Source organism: Streptomyces sp. NPDC001914 (assembly GCF_042891215.1).
Classification (GTDB): Bacteria; Actinomycetota; Actinomycetes; order Streptomycetales; family Streptomycetaceae; genus Streptomyces.
The window spans coordinates 80,984-101,410 of sequence record NZ_JBIASW010000009.1; the positions used below are offsets into that span (position 1 = coordinate 80,984).

The window sequence follows — 20,427 nt, forward strand, 5'->3', positions numbered from 1 at the left end:
AACACCTTAAGGGCCCTGACACGCTTCCTCCACGAATTCTGCGCGATTCCTGCAGATGTGGTCGATGGGCACTACAGTCACCCGCGCACCGATCACCGCGCGACGCCGGGAAGCAGGCGGCCGGTGAAGGTGCGGGCACAGCGGGTTGCACGGTTCTGGGGGGCTGTATGCGTGACATGGTCAAGGGTTCGAACGTCTCTCTCGCCGCTCTGAGCGAGAACATCGATTCGGTGATCGTCAGTCTGGGCTGGGGGAGCCCGACCGGCGAAGGGGATGCCGATGTGTCCGTCCTCCTGCTGGACGCCGACGGCAAGGTCCGCAGCGACGCCGACTTCTACTTCTACAACAACCCGGTCGCCGCGGACGGGAGTGTGCAGCTTCTGGGCAAGACGCCGACGGCGGACGGCAGCGAGGACCGGATCAGTTTCGACCTGACCGCGGTGTCCTCCGAGGTCGATCGGATCGTCCTGGCCGCCAGCCGCTACGAGGGCGCCCGCTTCGGCGAACTGGACTGCGTGAGGCTGGCGTTGGCGGACGGCGGAGGCGAGGAACTCCTCAACTTCGCCATCGACGACGCCGACTCGGTGAGCGCGATCATCTTCGGCGAGTTGTACCGACGGGCCGAGGACTGGAAGTTCCGCGCCGTCGGCCAGGGTTACGACGCGGGTCTCGCCGGTCTGGCCACGGACTTCGGGGTCGACATCGACGACGACGCGGCGGCCCAGGAGGTTTTGGACGAGGCCGAGGGCGACGGCGACGATCAGGTGGACCTGGCCACGGACCTTGCAGCGGAAGGACCGGAGCCGGCGTCGGCCCCGGCCTCAGCCACGGAGTCGGCCCCGGCTTCACCCACGGAGCCGGCGTCGGCGTCAGCCACCGAGTCGGCCTCGGCGTCCGCGGGTGAACTCCAGCCCCAAGAGACCTTGGCGGCGCTCCCCTCCCCCCGTCGGCCCGAGGACGAGGCGCAGCCGGGCAAGGCGGCGGCGCGGCCCCGTACGGCCAAGAAGAAGGTCACCCTGCCCAAGGCCGCCAGGAAGACCCTCGCCGAGAACGAGTCGTGGAGGGACGCGCGGCTCTTCCCGGCGTCCGCGCTCAAGAGCGACCGCGAGCGCGAGACGCGTGCGACCTCGGTCCTGCTGTCCGTGATGGCCCAGGTCCCCGAGTTCGGCAGAAGGCTCACCGCCGCCTTCGGAGCGCCGGCCGGCCGTATGGAGACCTTCACCGAGGTCACGCTCCCGCACGGCGACACCCCGCGGCGCCCCGACGGGGTCATCAGGGTCGAGCGGGCCGGCAAGCTGTGGACCGCGCTCGTCGAGACGAAGACCAACGGCAGCCCGCTCAAGGCCGAGCAGGTGCAGGCGTACATGGACATCGCCGCGCGGCGCGGCTACGAGGCAGTGATCACGCTGTCGAACGACGTTGCGCTGGAGGGCAGTCCGCTCGTCGAGGTCAAGATCGACAAGCGGCGCAAGCACAAGGTGGCCCTGTGGCACCTGTCATGGGCGGAAGTCGCCCATCAGGCACAGCTGCTGATCCGGCACGAGGGCGTCGGCAACGCGGCGCACGCCTGGCTCCTCCAGGAACTGCTGCACTACTTGCGGCACGAGAACTCCGGCTGCCACGGCTTCCAGAACATGGGACCGGCCTGGGTCCCGGTACGCAACGGCATCGACGACGAGACCCTGTGCCAGGGCGACCCCCGCGCCCTGGAGGTCGTCGAGAGCTGGGAGCGCCTCATCCGTCAGGTCTGCCTGCGGCTGGGCGGCGAGCTGGGACAGAAGGTGCTGCCGGTCCACCGCACCAGACGCGGAGCCGACCCGAAGGCGCTCCGCGGCCGGCTCGCCGATCAGCTCTGTCTCGACGGGCGCCTTCAGTCGGAGCTGCGCATCGAGGGGACGCCCGGCGTGCTGGCGATCAGCGCCGACCTGCGTACGGGCAAGCTCCGCACCTCGATCGAGATCCCGGCACCCGAGCAGGGCTACCCCTTGTCGTGGGCGAAGCGACTGGTCCGGCGCCTGGCCGAGGCGCCGGCGGACCTCCACGTCGAAACCCTCGTCGAAGGGGAGGCGGCCGGCCCCCGGGGAACGCTCGAACGCCTCCGCCCCGAGCCCGCCGACCTGCTGCCCAGGGAGCCGGCGTCCCAGATCACCGGCTTCCGGCTGTCCCTGCTCAAGGGCATGGGAAGCACGCGCGGGAACGCCGAGTCGGGCTTCATCCGCAGCGTCGACGACGCCGTACACCGCTTCTACACCGCCGTGGTGGTCCATCTGGACGGTACGACGTCTCGCCGGACCCCCGCGAAGGACGCTGCGGCGACGGGCTGAGGCCCGGCGGCTTCGGACACCGCGCCCCCGGACCACTCGACTGAACGCCCGTTCGGACGATCAGGTCTCCGGGGGCGGGCGGACGGCTTCCAGGTGGCCCTTCCGTGGGGGCGCGAGGAACCTCAGCCACACGAGTGGACTTGCCAAACGCATATGCGTGTCCGAAGAAATGTCCGAAAGATCGTTCTGAGGCCGGGATAGACGTTGCGCAGCTCGCACAAAGTGCGATGCCGCGTTCCCCTCGGATCGAACAAAGGACGACCCTCGTGCTCAAGAAGTCTCTGGTAGCCGTCGCGGCGATGGCAGCGGTGGTCGGCACCGCCGGTGCGGCGCAGGCCGATGACGTGGTGCGCGTCGTGCAGGGCGCCGCGGTGCCCATTCCCGTGTCGAACAGCGGCTACGCCGGCACGGCCGCCGCCGTGGCCGGATGCGCCGACGGAGAAACCCGCGTCGGTGGCGGAGCCGTCGTGACGGCCGGCAACTCGCACGCGGAGCGGTACAACCTGTCCGCGAGCACGCCGATCAGCGGCGAGCGCTGGTGGGCTTTCGCGACGAACACCGACACGGCCAACCCCGGCACCCTCCAGGCGTACGCCATCTGCGCGAAGGTGGTGAAGACCTCGGTCCTCACGACTCCCTGACGTCGGCCCGGTCCAGCGGGCGGAGCCACGCGCCGCGGACATACGGAGCCCGGGAGCCGTGAGCGGGGCCGGTCGGGAGCGCGGACGAGATCGGGCAGCAGCCCGCGCCGATCCCGGAAGGGCCCCAAGGGCAGCTCCCTGACTTGAAAAGGTGCCTCGAAGGTCCGGGAGATCTTCCCGAGCCGCCTGACGCGGGCCGAGAGTTCTCGCCGAAGACTCCGACACGTTTTCGACGGGGCCACCCGCGAAAACCCGGTGCCCGCCGGACGGCCCCGGACGCTTCCCTTGACCATCGGGGAAGCGTCCGGGGCCTCGCCGTATCGAGTGAAACCTGCTCCGGCCAGCAAAAAGCCCTCCCAAAGGGGAGGGCGGAGACTGGCGCCCCCGGCAGGACTCGAACCTGCGGCCAAGCGCTTAGAAGGCGCCTGCTCTATCCACTGAGCTACGGGGGCCGGGTGTGTCGGCCTGTGTCCAGGTGCCCGGGTGTGGGCGGATCCGTGACCTTGCCGGGGACAAGGATAGGGCTCCCGCCTCCCTGCCCCTCGCGCTTCGCCTCCGTGGCTCGATGTGGAGGTTGCGTGAAGCGGTCCTGATAATCGCAGGCGGGTACGAATCGTGCACCGCTTTTGGCGTCCCGGGCATCGGGTGTTGTGCACTCGTTATGCCTGCGCCCCAGTCATCCCTTCCGCCCCGTGTGTCCTGTCGGCGCGCAGACATACCCATATGCTTCAGAAAGACTCCAAAATTGGGCATTCTTCGCATGTGGTGACCTTGGACGTACGGCCTCAGCTGCTCGACGCACTTTCCGCCCTGCGCGACCGTGTCGCCGCCGCACGCTTTCCGCTGCCCCTGGCAGGGGCTCCACGCGCGCGTGCCAACCGCGACGAACTGCTCGCACAGCTCGACGACTATTTGGTGCCCCGGTTGAGGGAACCCGAAGCACCCCTTCTCGCCGTCATCGGAGGGTCCACCGGTGCCGGCAAGTCCACCCTCGTCAACTCCCTCGTGGGGCGCCGGGTCAGCGAAGCGGGCGTACTGCGCCCGACGACGCGCACCCCGGTGCTGGTGTGCCATCCGGAGGACCAGCACTGGTTCAGCGGCATGCGTGTGCTGCCGCAGCTCACGCGCGTGTGGATGCCCCATCGGGAACCCGGCGACGACATCCCCGCCGTCACCGAACGCGGGGAGCGGGTCCTGCGCATCGAGACCGCCGACACGCTCCCCCGCGGCCTCGCCCTCCTCGACGCGCCCGACGTCGACTCCCTGGTGGCCGAGAACCGGGTGCTGGCCGCCGAACTGATCTGCGCGGCCGACATCTGGGTGATGGTCACGACGGCCGCACGGTACGCGGACGCCGTGCCCTGGCATCTGCTGCGCACCGCCAAGGAGCAGAAGGCGACCCTGGTGACGGTCCTGGACCGGGTGCCGCACCAGGTGGTCTCCGAGGTCTCGCGGCAGTACGGCGCCCTGCTCGCCAAGGCGGGACTCGGCGAGGCCCCCCGCTTCACGGTGCCGGAGCTGCCCGAGTCCGCCTGGGGCGGCGGTCTGCTGCCCGCCACGGCCGTCGCCCCGCTGCGTACGTGGCTCACGCACCAGGTCCAGGACCCCGGAGCCCGGCACGGGGCGATGGCCCGTACGGCGCACGGCGTCCTCGACTCCCTGAAGGCACGCATGCCGGAACTGGCCAGTGCCACCGCCGCGCAGTACGCGGCCGCGACACGGCTCACCGCGGCGGTCGACGGGGCGTACGACAGCGAGCACGCGCGCGCGAAGGGGCGTCTACAGGCCGGGGCCGTGCTCTCCGGGGACGCGCTCAAGCGCTGGCGCGCCTATCCCCTCGACTGCACCGCCGAGGAACTGCTGGACGCGCTCGTGGAAAGCCTGTCCGCCCTGCTGCTGTGTTCCGTCACGGCCGCCGACGAACGCGTCGACGACACCTGGCGCCGCGAACCGGCCTCGGGCGCACCGGGGCTGACGGACCGTGATCCGGCTCTGGACAGCGCGGAGCACCGGATCGGCCTGGCCGTACGGCGCTGGCGGCGCGTCCTGGAGGAGTACGCCGAGGACGAGGTCCGCGACCTCGACAAGAGCGTCGCGCCGGACTCCGCGGTGGTGGCCGCGCTGGTCGCCACCGCGCTCCTGGGCGGCCGCAGGGCGCGCAGCGCGGGCGAGGGACTGGCCGAGCGGATCGGGGCCCATGGCGCGCTGCGGCTGCGCGACAAGGGCGGCCGGCTGCTCACGGAGCTCGTCGACAAGGCCCTCCAGGCCGAACGCGAGCGCCGGCTCGCACCCCTCGAAGCGCTCGACGTCCATCCCGAACCCCAGGCCGAACTCATCGCCGCGCTGTCCGTACTGCAGAAGGAGAGGTGACCGCGGTGACTGCCGTCACTGACCACACGGATCAAGCCGACCGTCCCGGAGACGGACGCTCAGGCGAGGGGGGCCCGGAAGACGGGCGCTCCGGCGAGGGAGGCTCCGGAGGCGGACATCCAGCAGGCGGTCGTCCACAGGACGGCCGTCCCGCAGAGGGCCACTCCGAGGACGGCGCGCGAGAAGGCGTACGAGAGGGGGCCCCGTCCCGAGCGGGCGCCACGGACGACGAGCACGACCGCAGCGACCCCAGCGGCCGTGGTACCCGCACCGACCGCAGTGATCTCGGCAACCGCAGCGACCGCAGCGAGCGCGACGGGACGACCGGAACCGCCAGGAGCCCGCAGGACGGTCGCGCCGAAGACCGTGCCTCCGGAGAGGGCACCGCGCGGGACGCCTCCGCGGCGGAGTCCCGCGCGCGCGGGGAGGCCGACGACCCGGCACGCGCGGAGGACGGCCCCGTCTGGGACGACGGTCTCATCGCGCGGCGCGTGACCGAGGCGGCCGCGGCCCGCTACCAGGCTCCGTCGGCGGAGACCAAGACCGCCGTCCCGGCGGTGCCCGCCCCGCTCGCGTACGACGGGCCGCTGCGCTCGCGCCTGGACGCGCTGCGCGAACTGGTGGGTCTGTCCCGCGCCCGTCTCGACAGCGGGACGCTCGCCGAGGCGGGCCGGGTCCTGGACGAGGCGGCGGCCCGCCGCAGGCTCTCCGGGGAGCACACCGTCGTCGCCATCGCCGGCGCCACGGGCAGCGGCAAGTCGCAGCTCTTCAACGCGCTCGCGGGCGTGGCGATCTCGGAGACCGGCGTGCGCAGGCCGACCACCTCGGCACCCATCGCCTGCACCTGGAGCGACGGCGCGGCCACCCTCATCGACCGGCTCGGCATCCCCGGGCGGCTGCGCAGACGTCCGTTGCAGAGCGCGGAGGCGGAGGCCCAGCTCCGCGGCCTGGTCCTGGTCGACCTGCCCGACCACGACTCGGCGGCCGTCCAGCACCGCGAGCAGGTGGACCGCGTCCTCGGGCTGGTCGACGCGGTCATCTGGGTGGTGGATCCGGAGAAGTACGCGGACGCCGTCCTCCATGAGCGCTATCTGCGGCCGCTGGCCGGGCACGCGGAGGTCACCTTCGTGGTCCTCAATCAGGTGGACCGGCTCCCCGGCGAGGCCGCCGACCAGGTGCTCGACGATCTACGGCGGCTGCTGGACGAGGACGGCGTCGCGCTCGGCGAGTACGGCGAACCGGGCGCGACCGTCCTGGCGCTGTCCGCGCTCACGGGGACAGGGGTCCCCGAACTGCGCGAGTGCCTCGGCCAGTTCGTGGCGGAACGCGGCGCCGCCGCACGGCGGATCTCGGCCGACCTCGACGCGGCCGCGGCACGGCTGCGGCCCATCTACGCGACGGGACGGCGGGTCGGGCTCAGCGAGGAGGCGCGGGACGAGTTCGCGGACCGGCTCGCGGACGCGGTGGGCGCCGTGGCGACCGGCGAGGCCGCCGAGCGGTCCTGGCGCCGCAACGCCAACCGCGCCTGCGGTACGCCCTGGCTGCGGCTGTGGCGCTGGTACCTGGAGCGGCGCGAACCCCCGACCGGGCGACTGCCCGTGCGCGCTCCCGCGGACGAGGAGGCCACCGCCCGCCAGCGGGTCGAACAGGCGGTGCGGACGGTCGCCGAGCGGGCCGCGTACGGGCTTCCCGCGCCCTGGGCGCAGGCGGTGCGCGAGGCGGCCGTACGGGGCGCGCAGGGGCTGCCCGAGGCGCTGGACGACATGGCGGCGCGGGCGACGGCTCCGGCGGGACGCCCGCCGAGGCCGGGCTGGTGGCCCGTCGCGGTACTGGCGCAGGCCGCGATGACGATCGTCCAGATCATCGGCGGGCTCTGGCTGGTGGGCCAGATCGTCGGGGTCATGTCCCCGAACCTCGGGGTCCCGGTGCTGCTGATGGTGTCGGGCATCGTCGGCGGCCCGGCCGTGGAGTGGGCCAGCAGGATGGCGGCTCGCGGACCGGCCCGGCGCTACGGCCTGGAGGCGGAGAGACGATTGCGCGAGGCGTCCGCCGCCTGCGGGAGGGCCCGGGTGCTGGATCCGGTGGCGGCGGAGCTGCTGCGGTACCGCGAGGTGCGGGAGCAGTACGGGCGGGTCATCGGGACCGTGACCGCGGGGACGGCGGGGACGGCGACGGTGGGCGCCCCGGTCGGGTGAGGCCGTCGGGTCACCTGGTCGGGTGACGCGGTTTTCCACAACCGTTCGTCGGCCCACAGCGCTCAGCGGGCCCGGCCCGGCGGAGGCAGTCTGATCCCGCGGCGATCGCAGCGCATGCGATCGCCGCGGCAGACGCATCCGTACGGGAGGGATTCACGATGAACGAGACGATGGTGTGCGCGGTGGGCAACGTGGCGACACAGCCCGTGTACCGGGACCTGGCGAACGGCGCGTCGGCGCGGTTCCGGCTGGCGGTGACCTCGCGCTACTGGGACCGCGAGAAGAACGTATGGACGGACGGGCACACCAACTTCTTCACGGTGTGGGCCAAGCGCGCGCTCGCCACGAACGTGGGGGCCTCGGTGTCGGTGGGTGATCCGGTCATCGTGCAGGGCAGGCTGAAGGTGCGCACCGAGACGCGCGACGGGCAGAGCTGGACGTCGGCGGACATCGAGGCGGTGGCGATCGGCCACGACCTCTCCCGCGGCACGTCGGCGTTCCGGCGTCCGGCCAGGGAGGGCGAGCCGGTCGCGGCGCAGCGCCCCGAACCGAGTTGGGAATCGGCCCCGGAGACTCCTTCGGAGGGCATGCCCCAACCACGCCCCGAACCGGCCGGAGTGACGTGATGTCAGCGCGGGGCGCGATCTGACCGAACTGCGGCTTATCGACAAATACATGGCGAACAGCCCTTATGGATTTGTCGATAGGCGCAGCTCACCAAACTGATCGCGATAACGATTCCGAGTCAGATCGGCCGTCGGACGACATGACCGGGAGGAGCGTTGCGCCGCTTCTTTAGGATGCCGAACACAGCTCTCGGGGCTTCTGATTCTGCTGGCGGGACCGTCCCCCATGTCAAAGGGTCCTGCGCGAAGGGGAATTCTGTGTCTTCTGCGTTCTCTGTGTTGTCAGCGCGCGGGCGAGGGGCCGCCCGTCTCGCCGCTGCGGCCTTGGTGTGGGGGTTCGCCGCCGCGGGCACGATCGCCGCGGCCGGCACGGCGGCCGCCGACGAGATCCCGCAGAGCCAGGGTGGGGCGAGCGCCACCATCGGGGACCTGAAGACGTACGGTTCGGCGATCGTTCACGAGAACGGCGAGGACTCCTGGGTCTCGGCCGGACTGTTCGAGATGACCGTCGACGACGGCGGCATGCTGCAGACCTACTGCATCGACCTCCACAACCCCACCCAGCCGGACGCCCGTTATCAGGAGACCTCCTGGAACGGCACGTCGCTGAGCGGCAACAAGGACGCGGGCCGGATCCGCTGGATCCTCGAGAACTCCTACCCGCAGGTGAACGACCTGGCGGCGCTGGCCGAGAAGGCCGGTGTCGCGGGCCTGACCGAGCAGGACGCGGCGGCCGGCACCCAGGTGGCGATCTGGCGGTACTCGGACGGCGCCGACGTGGACGCCGCGGACCCGCAGGCGGAGAAGCTCGCGGACTACCTGGAGAAGAACGCGCAGGACCTGGCGGAGCCCGCGGCCTCGCTGACGCTCACCCCGGCCGCGGTGTCCGGCCACCCCGGTGAGCGGCTCGGCCCGGTCACGGTGCACACCAACGCGAGCAGCGTGACGGTGACCCCGCCGTCGGGCATCGCCGCCGCCGGTGTGAAGGTCGTCGACCGGGACGGCAGGGCGGTCACCTCCGCCACGAACGGCAGCCGGCTCTTCTTCGACGTCCCCGAGGACGGCGCGGACGGTTCCACCGCGCTGACCGTGCAGGCCTCGACGACGGTGCCGGTCGGCCGTGCCTTCACCTCGGAGACCCGCAGCCAGACACAGATCCTCGCCGGCTCCAGCGAGTCCACCGTCTCCGCGACGGCGAGCGCGAACTGGGCGGCCAAGGGTGCGATACCCGCCCTGTCCGCCCAGAAGAACTGCGCCAAGGGCGGTGTGGACATCACCGCCGCGAACAAGGGCGACGCGCCGTTCACCTTCGAGCTGATGGGTGACGAGCACACGGTCGCGCCGGGGATATCGGAGACCCTCACCATCCCGCTGCAGGAGGACCAGGCCTACGACTTCACGGTCGGCGGCACGGACGACGGCACGGACGCCGGCGGGAAGCGGTTCAAGGGCGTGCTGGACTGCAAGACCCAGGGCGTCACGAGCGACATCTCGGCCCAGACGTTCAGCGAGCCGAGCCCGGCGTCCGTGGGAGGCTCCGGCGGGGGCACCGACCTCGCCGAGACCGGCGGCTCCGGACTGACCCCGGTCATCGCGGGCGCGGCCATCGGCCTCGTCGTGATCGGCGGCGCCGTGATGGTTCTCCTCGGCAGGAAGCAGACGCCTCCGCGGGTCTGACAGGCCGGCACCCCGATCCGACCTCGGACGCCGACCTCACAGCCCGTTCTCGCAACCCGGCTTGAGCGTCCGACTGCGCAGTCCGACCACGCAGTCCGACCTCGCAGTCCGACCTCGCAGCCCGGCTTCGGCATCCGGCGGAGCGAGCCGGGGGACACCGAGCGAGGCCGATGGGCACCCAAGGGAAGAGGTGGCCGCAGAGATCGGCCGCCCCGCCGACGGGAGTCGACGGGACGGTGACAGAGAGGGCTGGGAACGGGGGCTAGGAACGGGCGTTCCGGACCCGTACGAGGGCGAAGGCGGCCGCGAGAAGGCCGAGAACACCGACGATCAGGCCCGCGGTGCCCAGGGTGCGTGCGGTGGAGTCACTGCTCTCGGCGCTCGCGGTCGACTCCTTGGCGGCCGACCCCTCTGCGGCCGAGGACGACGAGGAGGACGTCGACGAGTCGGAGCCGGAGGCCCCGGTCCCGGCCGAGGCGGGCTCCTCGCCCGAGCCCCCGGCGGTGAGGGCGAGCACCGGAGCCGGGCTCTCCGTCTCCTCCTCGCCCTTCTGCGGCTGCTCGATCCAGCGGACCACCTTGCCGTCCGAGTAGGTCTGGAGCGTCTTGAAGGTCAACTGGTCGACGTCGTCCGGGAGCTGGCCGAAGGCGACCTGGAAGTCCTGGAACTCGCCGTGGCGGATCCGGCCTCCGGTCCAGGTGATCTCGGAGACCGCGTCGGTGATCGTGCCGTCGTCCGTCTTGACCGGCTTCTTCAGCTTGACGGTCGTCGCCTTCGCGGTCCATCCCGCCTGCGGGGTGACCAGGACGCCCACGACCGGGTGGTCGGTGGGCAGGAAGATCTGGACCTTGGTGGTGCTGGCGGTGTCCTCCTCGTTGGGGACACGGAAGCTCAGGAGGCCGTCCGTGGCGCCCTTCGCATAGCTCTCCGGGTGGACCGTCACATGCGCGGAGGCCGCGCCCGCGGCGGTCAGGACGCCCGCGGCGGCGAGGGCGGCGACGGTGCCGGCGCGGCGCAGGGTGGTGCTGATCGAGGACATCTGGGAACTCCGTACTGAGGGGGAACGTGGTCAGGGCGTGGGGACGAGCCCTGCCGGCGGTCCCCGGCGCGAGACGGCGTGACGCAGCAGCACCCGGCCGAGCGGCCACGGTTCGGCGGGTGTCCGGCCCGCGACGCCCTCGTACGGCCGTAGCGTGGGCGGTCCCGTCCTCGTCCTCCACCAGGCGGCGAGCCCCGGCACGAGCGTGACGGCGCGGCGCAGCAGGGACCACAGGGCGGCCTCGCCGCGCCGCAGCCACCACGTCGCCAGCAGAGCGGCGGCCACATGCGCGGCCGTGGCGTGGGGCGTCAGGGCGTGTGCGGCGGGGTGCGCCATGTGCATCCCGTGCATGTTCATCGCCATGCGCGGCCGGGCGGCCTCGAAGCCGAGGTGGAGTCCGGTCTGTGCGACGAGCATGGCGCCGCCTATCCCGGACAGGGAGCGTTCGCGGCCGCCCAGCGCGCAGCCGGCGGCGAAGACGGCGAGGAGTCCCACGCCCTCGGCCCGGAGCGGCGGCGCCTGTCCGGTGGCGAGCGCGTGTCCCCCGGCGGCCAGCAGCACGCACAGGACGGCGAACACCGCGGCGCGCAGACTCCGTACCGCCGGCGACGCATTCATGGTGCCCAGATACTGCCATGGGGAGGTGGTGACCGTCGCGGCTTCCCCCGCGGTCCGCGTCACGGTCCGCCCGGCTCCCCCGGTCGTCGCTCGGGTAGGGTCCGGCTGAGCCTGAAGGGACCTGACATGCGTCTTCGCTGTGCCGTGCTGGACGACTATCAGAGCGTCGCGACCCGGATCACCGACTGGTCGCCCGTCGCGGACGCCGTGGAAGTCACCGGTTTCGACCGGCACTTCGGTGACGAGGACGCGCTGGCGGCCGCGCTGGCGGACTTCGACATCGTCGTCACGCTGCGCGAACGCGTGGCCTTCCAGGCGTCCCTGCTGGCCCGGCTGCCGCGGCTGAGGCTGCTGATCGCCTCCGGGATGCGCAACACGGTGATCGACTACGCCGCCGCGGAGGCGCACGGGGTGACCGTGTGCGGAACGCCGAGTTCCTCGACGCCTCCGGTCGAGCTGACCTGGGCGCTGCTGCTCGGGCTCGCGCGGGGAATCGTCGCCGAGAGCAACTCCCTGCGGGAGGGCGGACCTTGGCAGAGCACCGTGGGGGCCGATCTGCACGGAAGGCGGCTCGGCCTGCTCGGGCTGGGCAAGATCGGCGCCCGGGTGGCCCAGGTGGGGCTCGCCTTCGGCATGCGGGTCGGCGCGTGGAGCCAGAACCTCACCGCGGAGCGGGCCGAGGAGGTGGGGGTGGAGCTCGCGCCCTCCAAGGAGGAACTGCTGGCGGACAGCGACTTCGTCTCCGTGCACCTCGCGCTCGGTGAGCGCACCCGCGGGCTCCTCGGTGCCGCGGAACTGGCCCTCCTCAAACCGACCGCCTACCTCGTCAACACCTCGCGCTCGGCGATCGTCGACCAGGAGGCCCTGCTGGCCGCGCTGCACGAGGGGCGCATCGCCGGGGCGGGCATCGACGTGTTCGACACCGAGCCGCTGCCCGCCGGTCATCCGATGCGCTCGGCCCCCCGCCTGCTGGCCACGCCGCACCTCGGCTATGTGTCGCAGTCCAACTACGAGACGTACTACGGGGCGGCCGTCGAGAACATCCAGGCGTTCCTGGCGGGCACACCGCTGCGCCGCCTCGGCTGACCGCGCCCGCCCGGTCCCCGCTCGACCCCGGCGGATCCCCGGCTCCGTCGCCCGACCGCCCCGGCCGTCCCGTCCGGACGAACAGCCGTCCCTGCGTACCCCGTTCGAACAACGATCCCCTGGTGGAACGCCCGTGACCAGGTGTGGACGGACGCGTTGAAGGGGAAGTGCGATCGCGTCCGAGCCATCGCACTCGTCGAGTCTAAGGAGTACGTGATGTCTCGCATCGCGAAGGCCGCCGCAGTCGTCGTGGGCACGGGTGCCGTGGCCCTCAGCGGCGCCGGCATGGCCATGGCTGACGCCGGCGCCCAGGGCGGGGCCGTCGGCTCGCCCGGTGTCCTGTCGGGCAACGTCATCCAGGCCCCGATCAACGTGCCGGTCAACGTGTGCGGCAACACGATCGACATCGTCGGCCTGCTGAACCCGGCGTTCGGCAACACCTGCGTGAACGACGGTGGCCACCTCAAGAAGCACAAGCACCACGAGGTCAAGGAGCACCACGGGGCCCACGGCTACGGCAGCTGATCCCGGTAGCCCGCCACGCGCGAGGCCCCCGGCGGGACGTCACCGCCGGGGGCCTCGCGCGTTTCCCGGTACGTGTGGCACCGGGAACCGGCCCTACGCGTACCGGTAGATGTGGCTGTGGTCCTCCATCGAGGCCGGCGTCACGCCCCACGGGGCCATCTTCTCGTGGCGGGCGACGATGCGCCGGTACTGGGAGTCGCGGGGTCCCGGGGGGCGCTCGGGCAGATAGCGGGCTCCCCTGTGCTTCTTCTGCCAGCGGGACCACTGGAGGTCGACGAAGGCGTGGTGCAGCCAGAAGGCGGGGTCGTTGACGGAGGCACCGCCGAGCATGTGTCCGCCGACCCAGCGGTGCACGCGGTTGTGGTTCTCCCAGGTGGCGTTCCCCGTCCCGTGCCCCCACCCCTCCAGCCGGTTCCGGAAGCCGCGCCTGGTCGTCGAGTCGTAGGGGGCCGTGTCGTAGACGGGGTCGGCCAGGGCCGCGTCCAGCGCGGCCCGTGTGGGCAGTTGGATCGGTTTGCGCGGGCGGCCGAACTCACGCGTGAGGAAGGCGCCGTCGGTCACGCTCTCCTTGATCGTCCACTTGCCGTGCGCGTAGGCGAAGGGCCCCGTCATGACCTGCCGGTCCGAAGGCCGTCCGTTGCCGCCGAGCAGGTCCTTGGTCCACGGCGCGGCGGACGGTGCGCGGTCCCGCGTCCAGTCCCAGTACGGCACGCTGACTCCGGAGTCCACGCGCTGCAGCGCCTGCTCCAGGTCCAGCAGGAAGCACCGGTGCCAGGGCAGGAACGAGGGCGCCATGTGGGCCGCGCGCAGCCCGCCGTCGCCGTCGGAGACGTAGTAGTCGATGTGCCGGCGCACGAACTCGTCGTACTCTCCCCGGCGTTTGACCTCAAGCATCGCGGTCACGAAGCGGCGCCGTTCCGCGCTCGTGAGGGTGCTGACGTTCTTACGCGTGTACACCATGGTGGTGGCCGCTCCCCTCCGTACCGCCGTTGCGTGTGCCGATCCCCTGCCCGCCCGCGCCTGCCGCGCCGCCCGCCCCGCCCGGGGTGCTCGCCATGCCCCTGAGCTGCTCGGACGGGCCCAGTTGGTCCACGGCCGCGCGTGCCGCCGCCAGCGGTGTCGGATACGACTCGTAGTGGTCCACCATGCTCAGATAGCTGCCGTCCGCGCGGCGCATCAGATGCAGCGGCCGGCCGTCCACCGTGACCTGCCACTCGCCGCCGGCGAACGCGGCCCGGCCGTCCGAGCCGCCGCGTGTGCCGAGGATGTGCCTCCCTCGGTACACCTCGTCGAAGGAGCGGTCCCGGGAGTGGTGGCGCGGCGGTCGTGACGCCGCGACGACGGGGGCCAGCGCCACGCCGACGGCCGACACGAGCAGTCCCCGCATCGCGCCGCGCCGGGTCAGCGCGAGTCCGCCCGCCACCCGGCCCCTCCCGCGTCCGGGCGCCGCGGCGTCGGCCACTCGGCCCTCCCGCCCGCGCCTCGGTACTCTGCGCGGCATCCAGCTCGCGAACATGCTTCTCTCCTCGACGAATTCATGCTGTTGCGGTCGGTTCCAGGAAGCCCGGCGCAGCAGCCAGGAGGCCCCGGCCTGCTCCGGAATCTGCGGTTCGGCGTCCGTACCGCACAACGATTCCGGGAACGTCATCAGCCGGATATTTCCCGGACGGACCCATTAGTCGTCCGATAGGGAGATTCAGCCCGTCCAGAAATCCCACCAACGAGTGAGGATCAGCATTCCGATGACGCCGATGTGCAGCGCCGGGAGAACCCAGGTGAACTCCGCGAGGAATACCTTCAGCCATTCCGGGGCCGGCAGGAATTCGTTCCGCACGTTGAAGGACGTGACGTACCAGAACATGATGACCGTGGCGACCCAGGCCAGGCAGCACCACAGACACAGCGCGTTGATCCGGTAGAACGACTGGAACTGGAGCCAGCTCACGAATCCGACGCCGAACAAAGTGCCCGCGTTGAAGGTCAGCCAGTACCACCCGGGAAATCGCGCGCCGGCCAGCAGACTCATGCCGACACAGATCACCACGCTGTACGTCACCAGGCCCAGCATCGGGTTGGGGAACCCGAAGGCCGACGCCTGCTCGCTCTTCATGACGCTGCCGCAGGACACCACCGGGTTCAGGCTGCACCCCGGGACGAAGGCCGGGTTCTCCAGCAGCTTGAACTTGTCGATGGTGATGACCCACGCGGCGAGGAGACCGGCCGCCCCGGTGATCACCAGCAGCACGGCGAGGGCGCGGCTGCTGCCGGCGGTGTGCCCCCGCGCGCCGTCGCCGCCGCCCGTCCCCCGCCCCGCGGCGGCCGTCATCAGCCGCGCAGCCTGCGCGCGGGAAGCAGCACGTGGGACGCGCTGAGCAGGGTCTCCTCGTCGCCCGCGAAGGCCGTCAGGTCCTCGGGTGCGACGGGTTGGCCGGGCCGGGCCACGGGCCAGGCGCGGGTGGCGAACAGGAAGTAGGCGTAGCCGCGTTCACCGACCGCCGCGAGCCACTCCGGCGGTGCGACGCACTGGGCGTTGAGGTGCGGCATGCTCACGACGGCCTGGCCCGCCTCGACGAGCAGGGTGAGGGGCAGGCTCGGCTGCCGCGATCCGTCGATGAGCGTGTCGCCGACGGGCAGTCCGTTCTCGGCGAGAAGCTGCCGGACGGCCGCCGCGGATCCTTCGGGACCCCCGTCGCCGTCTCCCAGCGAGTAGGCGAGGAGATAGGGCATGTCGCCGTCGGGGGCTTCTCCGCTGAATGCCATGACGGCGAGCGTGCCGAGATCGGCGGCCCGAAGAGGGCTCATTTCGCTTGAGGTTGAGGTCACCGCGGAACCTTATCGATGCGCCCGTTCGGGTTCCGCCCGGAAATCACCCGACCGGGGGACGTCCGGGGGTGTGACCACACGAACGAGGTACGCGGCTCGAACAGCGCGAAGGGCCGGTTCAGCACAGCGCGAAGGGCCGATTCCGCGCCCGGGGAATCGGCCCTTCCCGCCATATCGGCCGTACGGTGTCAGCCGTTGACGCAGGTGTTCCCGAACGCGGGGTTCAGCAGACCGACGACATTGACGGTGTTGCCGCAGACGTTGACCGGGATGTGAACGGGAACCTGCAGGACGTTGCCCGACAGGACACCCGGGGAATTGACCGCGGCACCCTCGGCACCGGAGTCCGCGGCGGCGCTGCCCGCGGCGGCACCCGCGGCCATTCCGGCGGCGGCGAAAACGAGAGCGGCCTTCTTCGCGGTGTTCATTGCGAACCCTTTCATCGGAGATTTTCTCCAGAGCCTAGAGAAATGCCTGCGGCCCTTACGGAAGACACGCACGCAAGGGATAGGACCAACGGATACGACTAACCCTGAAGGGGAAGTCCGCCGAGAAGCTGCGCCGGGGAGGCGGTCGTGTTGAGCTTCTTCGTCGCGCCGTTCACGCCGCTCAGCACGGAGTCCTTGTTCTCGGTGTCGAGGGCGTTCGACTGGTGCTGCAGGGGAAGGACGTCCTGCGCGCTCAGCGAACGCTGGCTGGTCAGGGTCTCCAGGGCGCCGTTGAGGCTGGAGGGCGTGAGGTCGGAGGCTCCGGCGGCGAACGCGGGCGCGGCCGCACCGGCGACGACCAGGGACCCGGCGACTGCAGCGGCGGCCTTGAGGGACTTCATCGTGTTCCTTTCATCGGCGGCGGATCGCCGCCGGAGGGAATTTCTCTGTGCGCTGCCTAACGAGCCCCGAACGCGACGGAAACTCCGCGTGCGGAAAAATCCCGGACCGCCACCGCGGGCCGCAACGCGGACCGGCCGCCCTCCCTTTCGGGAGAGCGGCCGGCCAGAAGGGTCCGCAATGACGTCAGCCGTTGACGCAGGTGTTCCCGAACGCGGGGTTCAGCAGGCCGATGACGTTGACGGTGTTGCCGCAGACGTTGACCGGGATGTGAACGGGAACCTGCAGGACGTTGCCCGACAGGACGCCCGGGGAGTGGGCGGCCGCGCCGTGCGCGCCGCTGTCGGCGGCGGCGATACCGGCGGTGCCGGCCACGGCGGCAGCGGCAACGGAGGTCAGGGCCAGGCCCTTCGCGATACGCGACATGGAGAAGTGCTCCTTGGAAATCGACACAACATCCGGGCGGGATGCCCGGCTCTGGATTCAACGCGCGGCCTTCACGCGGGTTGTGCCTCCAAAGGAGTGATGTCCCGGACGAGCGGGCTTCACCAATCCGACACACATGGCCGCTTTCACTGATAAATCGGGACACCGGCTAGAGTCGGGCTCTCCGAGGGCGTCCGGAAGCGGGCGCCGAGGGGCGCCGGCGGCTCGCGGGGAGCCGAAGCGCACGCTCAGATTCATCTGATGCTCGGATTTTCCGTCCGTCCGCTGGGTCCAGAACCTTTTCCCCGAAAGGGCACCACCGGTCATGCGAACCTCCCCGGGCCTGCCGCTGCGCCGCGCGGCCGTGGGCCGCTCCGCCCCCGCCACCTTCCCGGCCGGCAACTCCCCTTTCGGCCGCCCCAGTTCCGCGAAGTACCCCCTGCTCCCGGACACGGCCGCCCTCGATCCCGGCAAGGAGATCCGTGGCGGGGGTGACCAGTTGGCCTTCCGGATCGTTTCGCAGCGGGACGCGGCCTGGGTCGGAGCACTGTTCGCCGCCGTCGACGCGAAGCAGTGACGCGCGCCCCGGCGCGCCGCCCGTGAGCAAGGAACCGCGCATGCATCTGCCAACAGACCCTCCGCCGCGGGTCCTTCATGTCACGCAGCCGGTCGACGGCGGCGTCGCCCGCGTGGTCACCGACCTCGTCGGCGCCCAGATCGCCGCCGGAACCCGGGTGACCGTCGCCTGCCCGGACGGCAACGGCTTCGCCCGCGAGGTGCGGGCGCTCGGCGCGGACGTCCGGCCCTGGCACGCGACGCGGGCACCGGGACCGCAGCTCGCCCAGGAGGTGCGCCGGCTCGGCCGGGTGCTGGCCCGTGTGCGGCCCGACGTGGTGCACGCGCACAGCGCGAAGGCGGGACTCGCGGCCCGGCTCGCGCTGCGCGGCCGGGTGCCGACGGTGTTCCAGCCGCACGCCTGGTCGTTCGAGGCCGTCGACGGTGCCACCGCGGCGCTCGCGCTGCGCTGGGAGCGGTGGGGTGCCCGCTGGGCGGCCCGGGTGGTGTGCGTCAGCGAGGCGGAGCGCACCACCGGCGTACGAGCCGGAGTGCGCGCCCCGTGGAAGGTGATCCCCAACGGCGTCGACCCCGAGCGTTTCCGCCCCGCAGCCGCCGGCACCGTACGGGCCGGGATGCCGCTGCTCGCCGGGGTCGACCGGACGGCTCCGCTGGTGGTGTGCGTGGGACGGCTGTGCCGGCAGAAGGGGCAGGACATCCTGCTCGACGCCTGGCCCTCGGTGCTGCGGCGGGTGCCCGCGGCGCGGCTCGTGCTCGTCGGGGACGGGCCGGACGCGGCACGGCTGCGCGCCGCGGCACCGCGTGACGTGCTGTTCGCCGGCGCCGCCGCCGACGCGGTGCCCTGGTACCAGGCCGCCGACCTGGTCGTGCTGCCGTCCCGCTGGGAAGGCATGGCGCTGGCTCCGCTGGAGGCCATGGCCTGCGGCCGTCCGGTCGTCATGACGGACGTGGACGGCGCCCGCGAGAGCCTGCCGCCGGGACACGACACCCACTCCCTGGTGGCCTCGCCGGAACCGGCGCCGCTGGCGGAGGCGATCACGGCACTGCTCGCCGATGCCCCGCTGCGCGCGTCGCTCGGCCGGCGGGGACGCCACCACGTACTGAGCACGCACGACGTACGGCTCACGGCCGACGCGGTCGCGGATGTGTACCGCGAACTACTGACCGGGCGACAGCCGCAGCACGCCGGGGGCGTCATGTGCGCGGACCACACCGAGTGCAGGGAGTCCATCCACTCGTGACTGCGGAAAGCACCGTTCCCTCCCCCGGCGGACAGCCCCGGGAGTACGGATTCTCGACCCTCTCGGTCATGTCGTCGCGCGAGCCCGGCGGCGGTTTCAGAGTCCCGCCCGGACAGCGGCGCGCGGCCCGGCGCGCCTCCTGGCTGCCACTGGCCGCCGTGGACGCCGTCGCCGCGCTGACGGCCGGACAGATCCTCACGGAGACCCAGCGGCACCCCTCGGCCGTCGTCGCCCTGCTGCTCGGGGTGGTGTTACTGAACGCGCGGGCCTCCCTGTACCGGGCCGCGCCGCAGCCCGCCCTGCTCGACGAACTGCCCGCCGTCTGCGCCCGGATCGCGGTCACCTGGTGCGCCCTGGCCGCCGCCCTCGCCGCGTTCGCCCCGGACCGGGCGCTCGCCGCCCGGACGTTGCTGCTGGGATGCGCCACGCAGGCGCTGATCAGCCTCACCGGCCGCGCCACGGTGCACTGGCGGCGCCGCCGGGCTCTCGCGCGGCACCCCGCCGCCGCTCTGGTGATCGGTCCCGCCGGGACGGCCCAGCGGGTGGCCGCGGCCTTCCTGCGCCACCCGGACTGCGGGGTGCGGCCGGTCGGTGTCGTCGCCGACCGGCCGACCGGCCTCGACGTCCTGCCGGTGCTCACCACCGGCGAGGAGGTGCAGCGGGCGCTCATCCAGAACGGCGTGCGCGCCGCGCTGGTGGTGGAACCGCCGAGCCGGCGCGGGCCGATGCTGCGGGCGCTGGCCCTCGCGGGCTGCGAGCTGTGGGAGGTCGACCCGGACTCGCCGTCGTACGACCGCGCGGGCAGGCACACGCTGGCCGGCTTCGCCTGCCGCCCCCTGTCCGTCGGCGGACGGCGCGCCGGCTTCGGGAAGCGGTTCCTCGACGTCGCCGTCTCCGGCGCGCTGCTGCTGCTCGTCAGTCCGCTGCTGCTGGTGTTCGCGGCCGTCCTGCGGCTGACCGACGGGCCCGGTGTGGTGTTCCGGCAGGAGCGCATCGGCAAGGACGGACGGCCGTTCACGCTGCTGAAGTTCCGCACCCACCGACCGGTCGACGCGCATGAGGCCGCGACCCGCTGGAGCGTGGCGGGCGAGCGGGAGATGACCCGCTTCTGCCACTTCCTGCGGCGCACCTCGCTCGACGAGCTGCTCCAGCTCCTGAACGTCCTGCGGGGCGACATGAGCCTGGTCGGCCCGCGTCCCGAACGTCCCTACTTCGTCGCCAAGTTCAGCCAGACCTACCCCGGTTACGCGGCCCGGCACCGGATGCAGACCGGCATCACCGGACTCGCCCAGGTGCACGGGCTGCGCGGCGACACCTCGATCGAGGACAGGTGCCGCTTCGACAACGCGTACATCGACAACTGGTCGATGTGGCAGGACATCTGCATCCTCCTGCGCACGGCCGCGGCGCTGGTGCGCCCGACGGGGAGCTGA

20 protein-coding genes and 1 tRNA gene are annotated in these 20,427 nt (G+C 72.0%); 11 read left to right on the plus strand and 10 right to left on the minus strand.

Annotated features, from left to right (window positions below; genetic code table 11):
• The first annotated feature begins 167 nt into the window (after positions 1-167).
• Together ACFYYF_RS25090 and ACFYYF_RS25095 are read left to right on the plus strand one after the other, a co-directional pair.
• Positions 168-2,324 carry a TerD family protein gene (locus tag ACFYYF_RS25090; protein WP_388779379.1) on the plus strand — a complete coding sequence of 719 codons (2,157 nt, stop codon included), beginning with the start codon at positions 168-170 and terminating at the stop codon, positions 2,322-2,324.
• Between the two features lie 266 nt (positions 2,325-2,590).
• The gene (locus ACFYYF_RS25095; RefSeq protein WP_388779381.1) at positions 2,591-2,965 is read left to right on the plus strand and encodes a hypothetical protein; all 375 of its coding nucleotides are present in this window, start codon (positions 2,591-2,593) and stop codon (positions 2,963-2,965) included.
• A 376-nt stretch (positions 2,966-3,341) separates the two neighbouring features.
• On the opposite strand, the gene ACFYYF_RS25100 is transcribed toward ACFYYF_RS25095, so the two are convergent.
• A tRNA-Arg gene (locus ACFYYF_RS25100) sits at positions 3,342-3,417 on the minus strand.
• 271 nt (positions 3,418-3,688) lie between these two features.
• Between ACFYYF_RS25100 and ACFYYF_RS25105 the strand changes: the two genes are divergently transcribed.
• From ACFYYF_RS25105 to ACFYYF_RS25120, 4 genes are all read left to right on the plus strand, one after another.
• On the plus strand, positions 3,689-5,335 hold the full coding sequence (locus ACFYYF_RS25105) for a dynamin family protein (protein WP_388779384.1): 1,647 nt from the start codon (positions 3,689-3,691) through the stop codon (positions 5,333-5,335).
• 5 nt (positions 5,336-5,340) lie between these two features.
• Entirely contained in the window at positions 5,341-7,530 is a 2,190-nt protein-coding gene (locus tag ACFYYF_RS25110) for a GTPase (RefSeq protein WP_388779386.1), read from the plus strand.
• Between the two features lie 158 nt (positions 7,531-7,688).
• Positions 7,689-8,156, plus strand: coding sequence for a single-stranded DNA-binding protein (locus tag ACFYYF_RS25115; RefSeq protein WP_388779389.1), 468 nt, complete (start codon positions 7,689-7,691; stop codon positions 8,154-8,156).
• Positions 8,157-8,414: 258 nt separating this feature from the next.
• The gene (locus ACFYYF_RS25120) at positions 8,415-9,833 is read left to right on the plus strand and encodes a Cys-Gln thioester bond-forming surface protein (RefSeq protein WP_388779392.1); all 1,419 of its coding nucleotides are present in this window, start codon (positions 8,415-8,417) and stop codon (positions 9,831-9,833) included.
• Between the two features lie 262 nt (positions 9,834-10,095).
• Here the strand turns inward: ACFYYF_RS25120 and ACFYYF_RS25125 are convergent, their stop codons facing one another.
• Positions 10,096-10,872 carry a YcnI family protein gene (locus ACFYYF_RS25125; protein WP_388779394.1) on the minus strand — a complete coding sequence of 259 codons (777 nt, stop codon included), beginning with the start codon at positions 10,870-10,872 and terminating at the stop codon, positions 10,096-10,098.
• A gap of 30 nt (positions 10,873-10,902) precedes the next feature.
• Positions 10,903-11,490 (minus strand): hypothetical protein, encoded by a 588-nt coding sequence (locus tag ACFYYF_RS25130; protein WP_388779944.1) that lies wholly within the window; start codon positions 11,488-11,490, stop codon positions 10,903-10,905.
• A 126-nt stretch (positions 11,491-11,616) separates the two neighbouring features.
• Between ACFYYF_RS25130 and ACFYYF_RS25135 the strand changes: the two genes are divergently transcribed.
• Together ACFYYF_RS25135 and ACFYYF_RS25140 are read left to right on the plus strand one after the other, a co-directional pair.
• Positions 11,617-12,576 (plus strand): D-2-hydroxyacid dehydrogenase family protein, encoded by a 960-nt coding sequence (locus tag ACFYYF_RS25135; RefSeq protein WP_388779397.1) that lies wholly within the window; start codon positions 11,617-11,619, stop codon positions 12,574-12,576.
• A 216-nt stretch (positions 12,577-12,792) separates the two neighbouring features.
• On the plus strand, positions 12,793-13,101 hold the full coding sequence (locus ACFYYF_RS25140; protein ID WP_361683678.1) for a chaplin: 309 nt from the start codon (positions 12,793-12,795) through the stop codon (positions 13,099-13,101).
• Positions 13,102-13,194: 93 nt separating this feature from the next.
• Here the strand turns inward: ACFYYF_RS25140 and ACFYYF_RS25145 are convergent, their stop codons facing one another.
• From ACFYYF_RS25145 to chpG, 7 genes are all read right to left on the minus strand, one after another.
• Positions 13,195-14,061 (minus strand): tyrosinase family protein, encoded by an 867-nt coding sequence (locus ACFYYF_RS25145; RefSeq protein ID WP_361683676.1) that lies wholly within the window; start codon positions 14,059-14,061, stop codon positions 13,195-13,197.
• On the minus strand, positions 14,045-14,602 hold the full coding sequence (locus ACFYYF_RS25150; RefSeq protein ID WP_388779946.1) for a tyrosinase family oxidase copper chaperone: 558 nt from the start codon (positions 14,600-14,602) through the stop codon (positions 14,045-14,047). Before ACFYYF_RS25150 ends, ACFYYF_RS25145 begins: the two co-directional genes overlap by 17 nt.
• Positions 14,603-14,797: 195 nt before the next feature.
• Entirely contained in the window at positions 14,798-15,427 is a 630-nt protein-coding gene (locus tag ACFYYF_RS25155) for a vitamin K epoxide reductase family protein (protein ID WP_388779400.1), read from the minus strand.
• A complete protein-coding gene (locus ACFYYF_RS25160) occupies positions 15,427-15,924 on the minus strand; it encodes a DUF5949 family protein (RefSeq protein WP_388779402.1) in 498 nt (165 codons plus the stop codon). Before ACFYYF_RS25160 ends, ACFYYF_RS25155 begins: the two co-directional genes overlap by 1 nt.
• Before the next feature lie 188 nt (positions 15,925-16,112).
• Positions 16,113-16,352 carry a chaplin gene (locus tag ACFYYF_RS25165; protein WP_388779948.1) on the minus strand — a complete coding sequence of 80 codons (240 nt, stop codon included), beginning with the start codon at positions 16,350-16,352 and terminating at the stop codon, positions 16,113-16,115.
• A 98-nt stretch (positions 16,353-16,450) separates the two neighbouring features.
• Positions 16,451-16,753 carry a hypothetical protein gene (locus ACFYYF_RS25170; protein ID WP_361683668.1) on the minus strand — a complete coding sequence of 101 codons (303 nt, stop codon included), beginning with the start codon at positions 16,751-16,753 and terminating at the stop codon, positions 16,451-16,453.
• Between the two features lie 184 nt (positions 16,754-16,937).
• The gene (gene chpG / locus ACFYYF_RS25175; RefSeq protein WP_339129423.1) at positions 16,938-17,177 is read right to left on the minus strand and encodes a chaplin ChpG; all 240 of its coding nucleotides are present in this window, start codon (positions 17,175-17,177) and stop codon (positions 16,938-16,940) included.
• Between the two features lie 325 nt (positions 17,178-17,502).
• Here chpG and ACFYYF_RS25180 point away from each other — a divergent pair, with 325 nt between their 5' ends.
• From ACFYYF_RS25180 to ACFYYF_RS25190, 3 genes are read left to right on the plus strand one after another with little or no spacing between them, the layout of a single operon-like run.
• Complete coding sequence (locus tag ACFYYF_RS25180) at positions 17,503-17,754, plus strand: hypothetical protein (protein WP_388779972.1); 252 nt, start codon at positions 17,503-17,505, stop codon at positions 17,752-17,754.
• Between the two features lie 40 nt (positions 17,755-17,794).
• Positions 17,795-18,994 carry a glycosyltransferase family 4 protein gene (locus ACFYYF_RS25185; RefSeq protein ID WP_388779406.1) on the plus strand — a complete coding sequence of 400 codons (1,200 nt, stop codon included), beginning with the start codon at positions 17,795-17,797 and terminating at the stop codon, positions 18,992-18,994.
• The gene (locus ACFYYF_RS25190) at positions 18,991-20,427 is read left to right on the plus strand and encodes an exopolysaccharide biosynthesis polyprenyl glycosylphosphotransferase (protein ID WP_388779409.1); all 1,437 of its coding nucleotides are present in this window, start codon (positions 18,991-18,993) and stop codon (positions 20,425-20,427) included. Before ACFYYF_RS25185 ends, ACFYYF_RS25190 begins: the two co-directional genes overlap by 4 nt.

Bases quoted from the DNA above. Each gene is read 5' to 3' on its own strand.
- ACFYYF_RS25090 (WP_388779379.1), top strand. From the start codon at position 168: ATGCGTGACATGGTCAAGGGTTCGAACGTCTCTCTCGCCGCTCTGAGC.
- ACFYYF_RS25105 (WP_388779384.1), top strand. From the start codon at position 3,689: ATGCTTCAGAAAGACTCCAAAATTGGGCATTCTTCGCATGTGGTGACC.
- ACFYYF_RS25115 (WP_388779389.1), top strand. From the start codon at position 7,689: ATGAACGAGACGATGGTGTGCGCGGTGGGCAACGTGGCGACACAGCCC.
- ACFYYF_RS25125 (WP_388779394.1), bottom strand. From the start codon at position 10,872: ATGTCCTCGATCAGCACCACCCTGCGCCGCGCCGGCACCGTCGCCGCC.
- ACFYYF_RS25130 (WP_388779944.1), bottom strand. From the start codon at position 11,490: ATGAATGCGTCGCCGGCGGTACGGAGTCTGCGCGCCGCGGTGTTCGCC.
- ACFYYF_RS25135 (WP_388779397.1), top strand. From the start codon at position 11,617: ATGCGTCTTCGCTGTGCCGTGCTGGACGACTATCAGAGCGTCGCGACC.
- ACFYYF_RS25140 (WP_361683678.1), top strand. From the start codon at position 12,793: ATGTCTCGCATCGCGAAGGCCGCCGCAGTCGTCGTGGGCACGGGTGCC.
- ACFYYF_RS25145 (WP_361683676.1), bottom strand. From the start codon at position 14,061: ATGGTGTACACGCGTAAGAACGTCAGCACCCTCACGAGCGCGGAACGG.
- ACFYYF_RS25150 (WP_388779946.1), bottom strand. From the start codon at position 14,602: ATGCCGCGCAGAGTACCGAGGCGCGGGCGGGAGGGCCGAGTGGCCGAC.
- ACFYYF_RS25155 (WP_388779400.1), bottom strand. From the start codon at position 15,427: ATGACGGCCGCCGCGGGGCGGGGGACGGGCGGCGGCGACGGCGCGCGG.
- ACFYYF_RS25165 (WP_388779948.1), bottom strand. From the start codon at position 16,352: ATGAACACCGCGAAGAAGGCCGCTCTCGTTTTCGCCGCCGCCGGAATG.
- ACFYYF_RS25170 (WP_361683668.1), bottom strand. From the start codon at position 16,753: ATGAAGTCCCTCAAGGCCGCCGCTGCAGTCGCCGGGTCCCTGGTCGTC.
- chpG (WP_339129423.1), bottom strand. From the start codon at position 17,177: ATGTCGCGTATCGCGAAGGGCCTGGCCCTGACCTCCGTTGCCGCTGCC.
- ACFYYF_RS25180 (WP_388779972.1), top strand. From the start codon at position 17,503: ATGCGAACCTCCCCGGGCCTGCCGCTGCGCCGCGCGGCCGTGGGCCGC.
- ACFYYF_RS25185 (WP_388779406.1), top strand. From the start codon at position 17,795: ATGCATCTGCCAACAGACCCTCCGCCGCGGGTCCTTCATGTCACGCAG.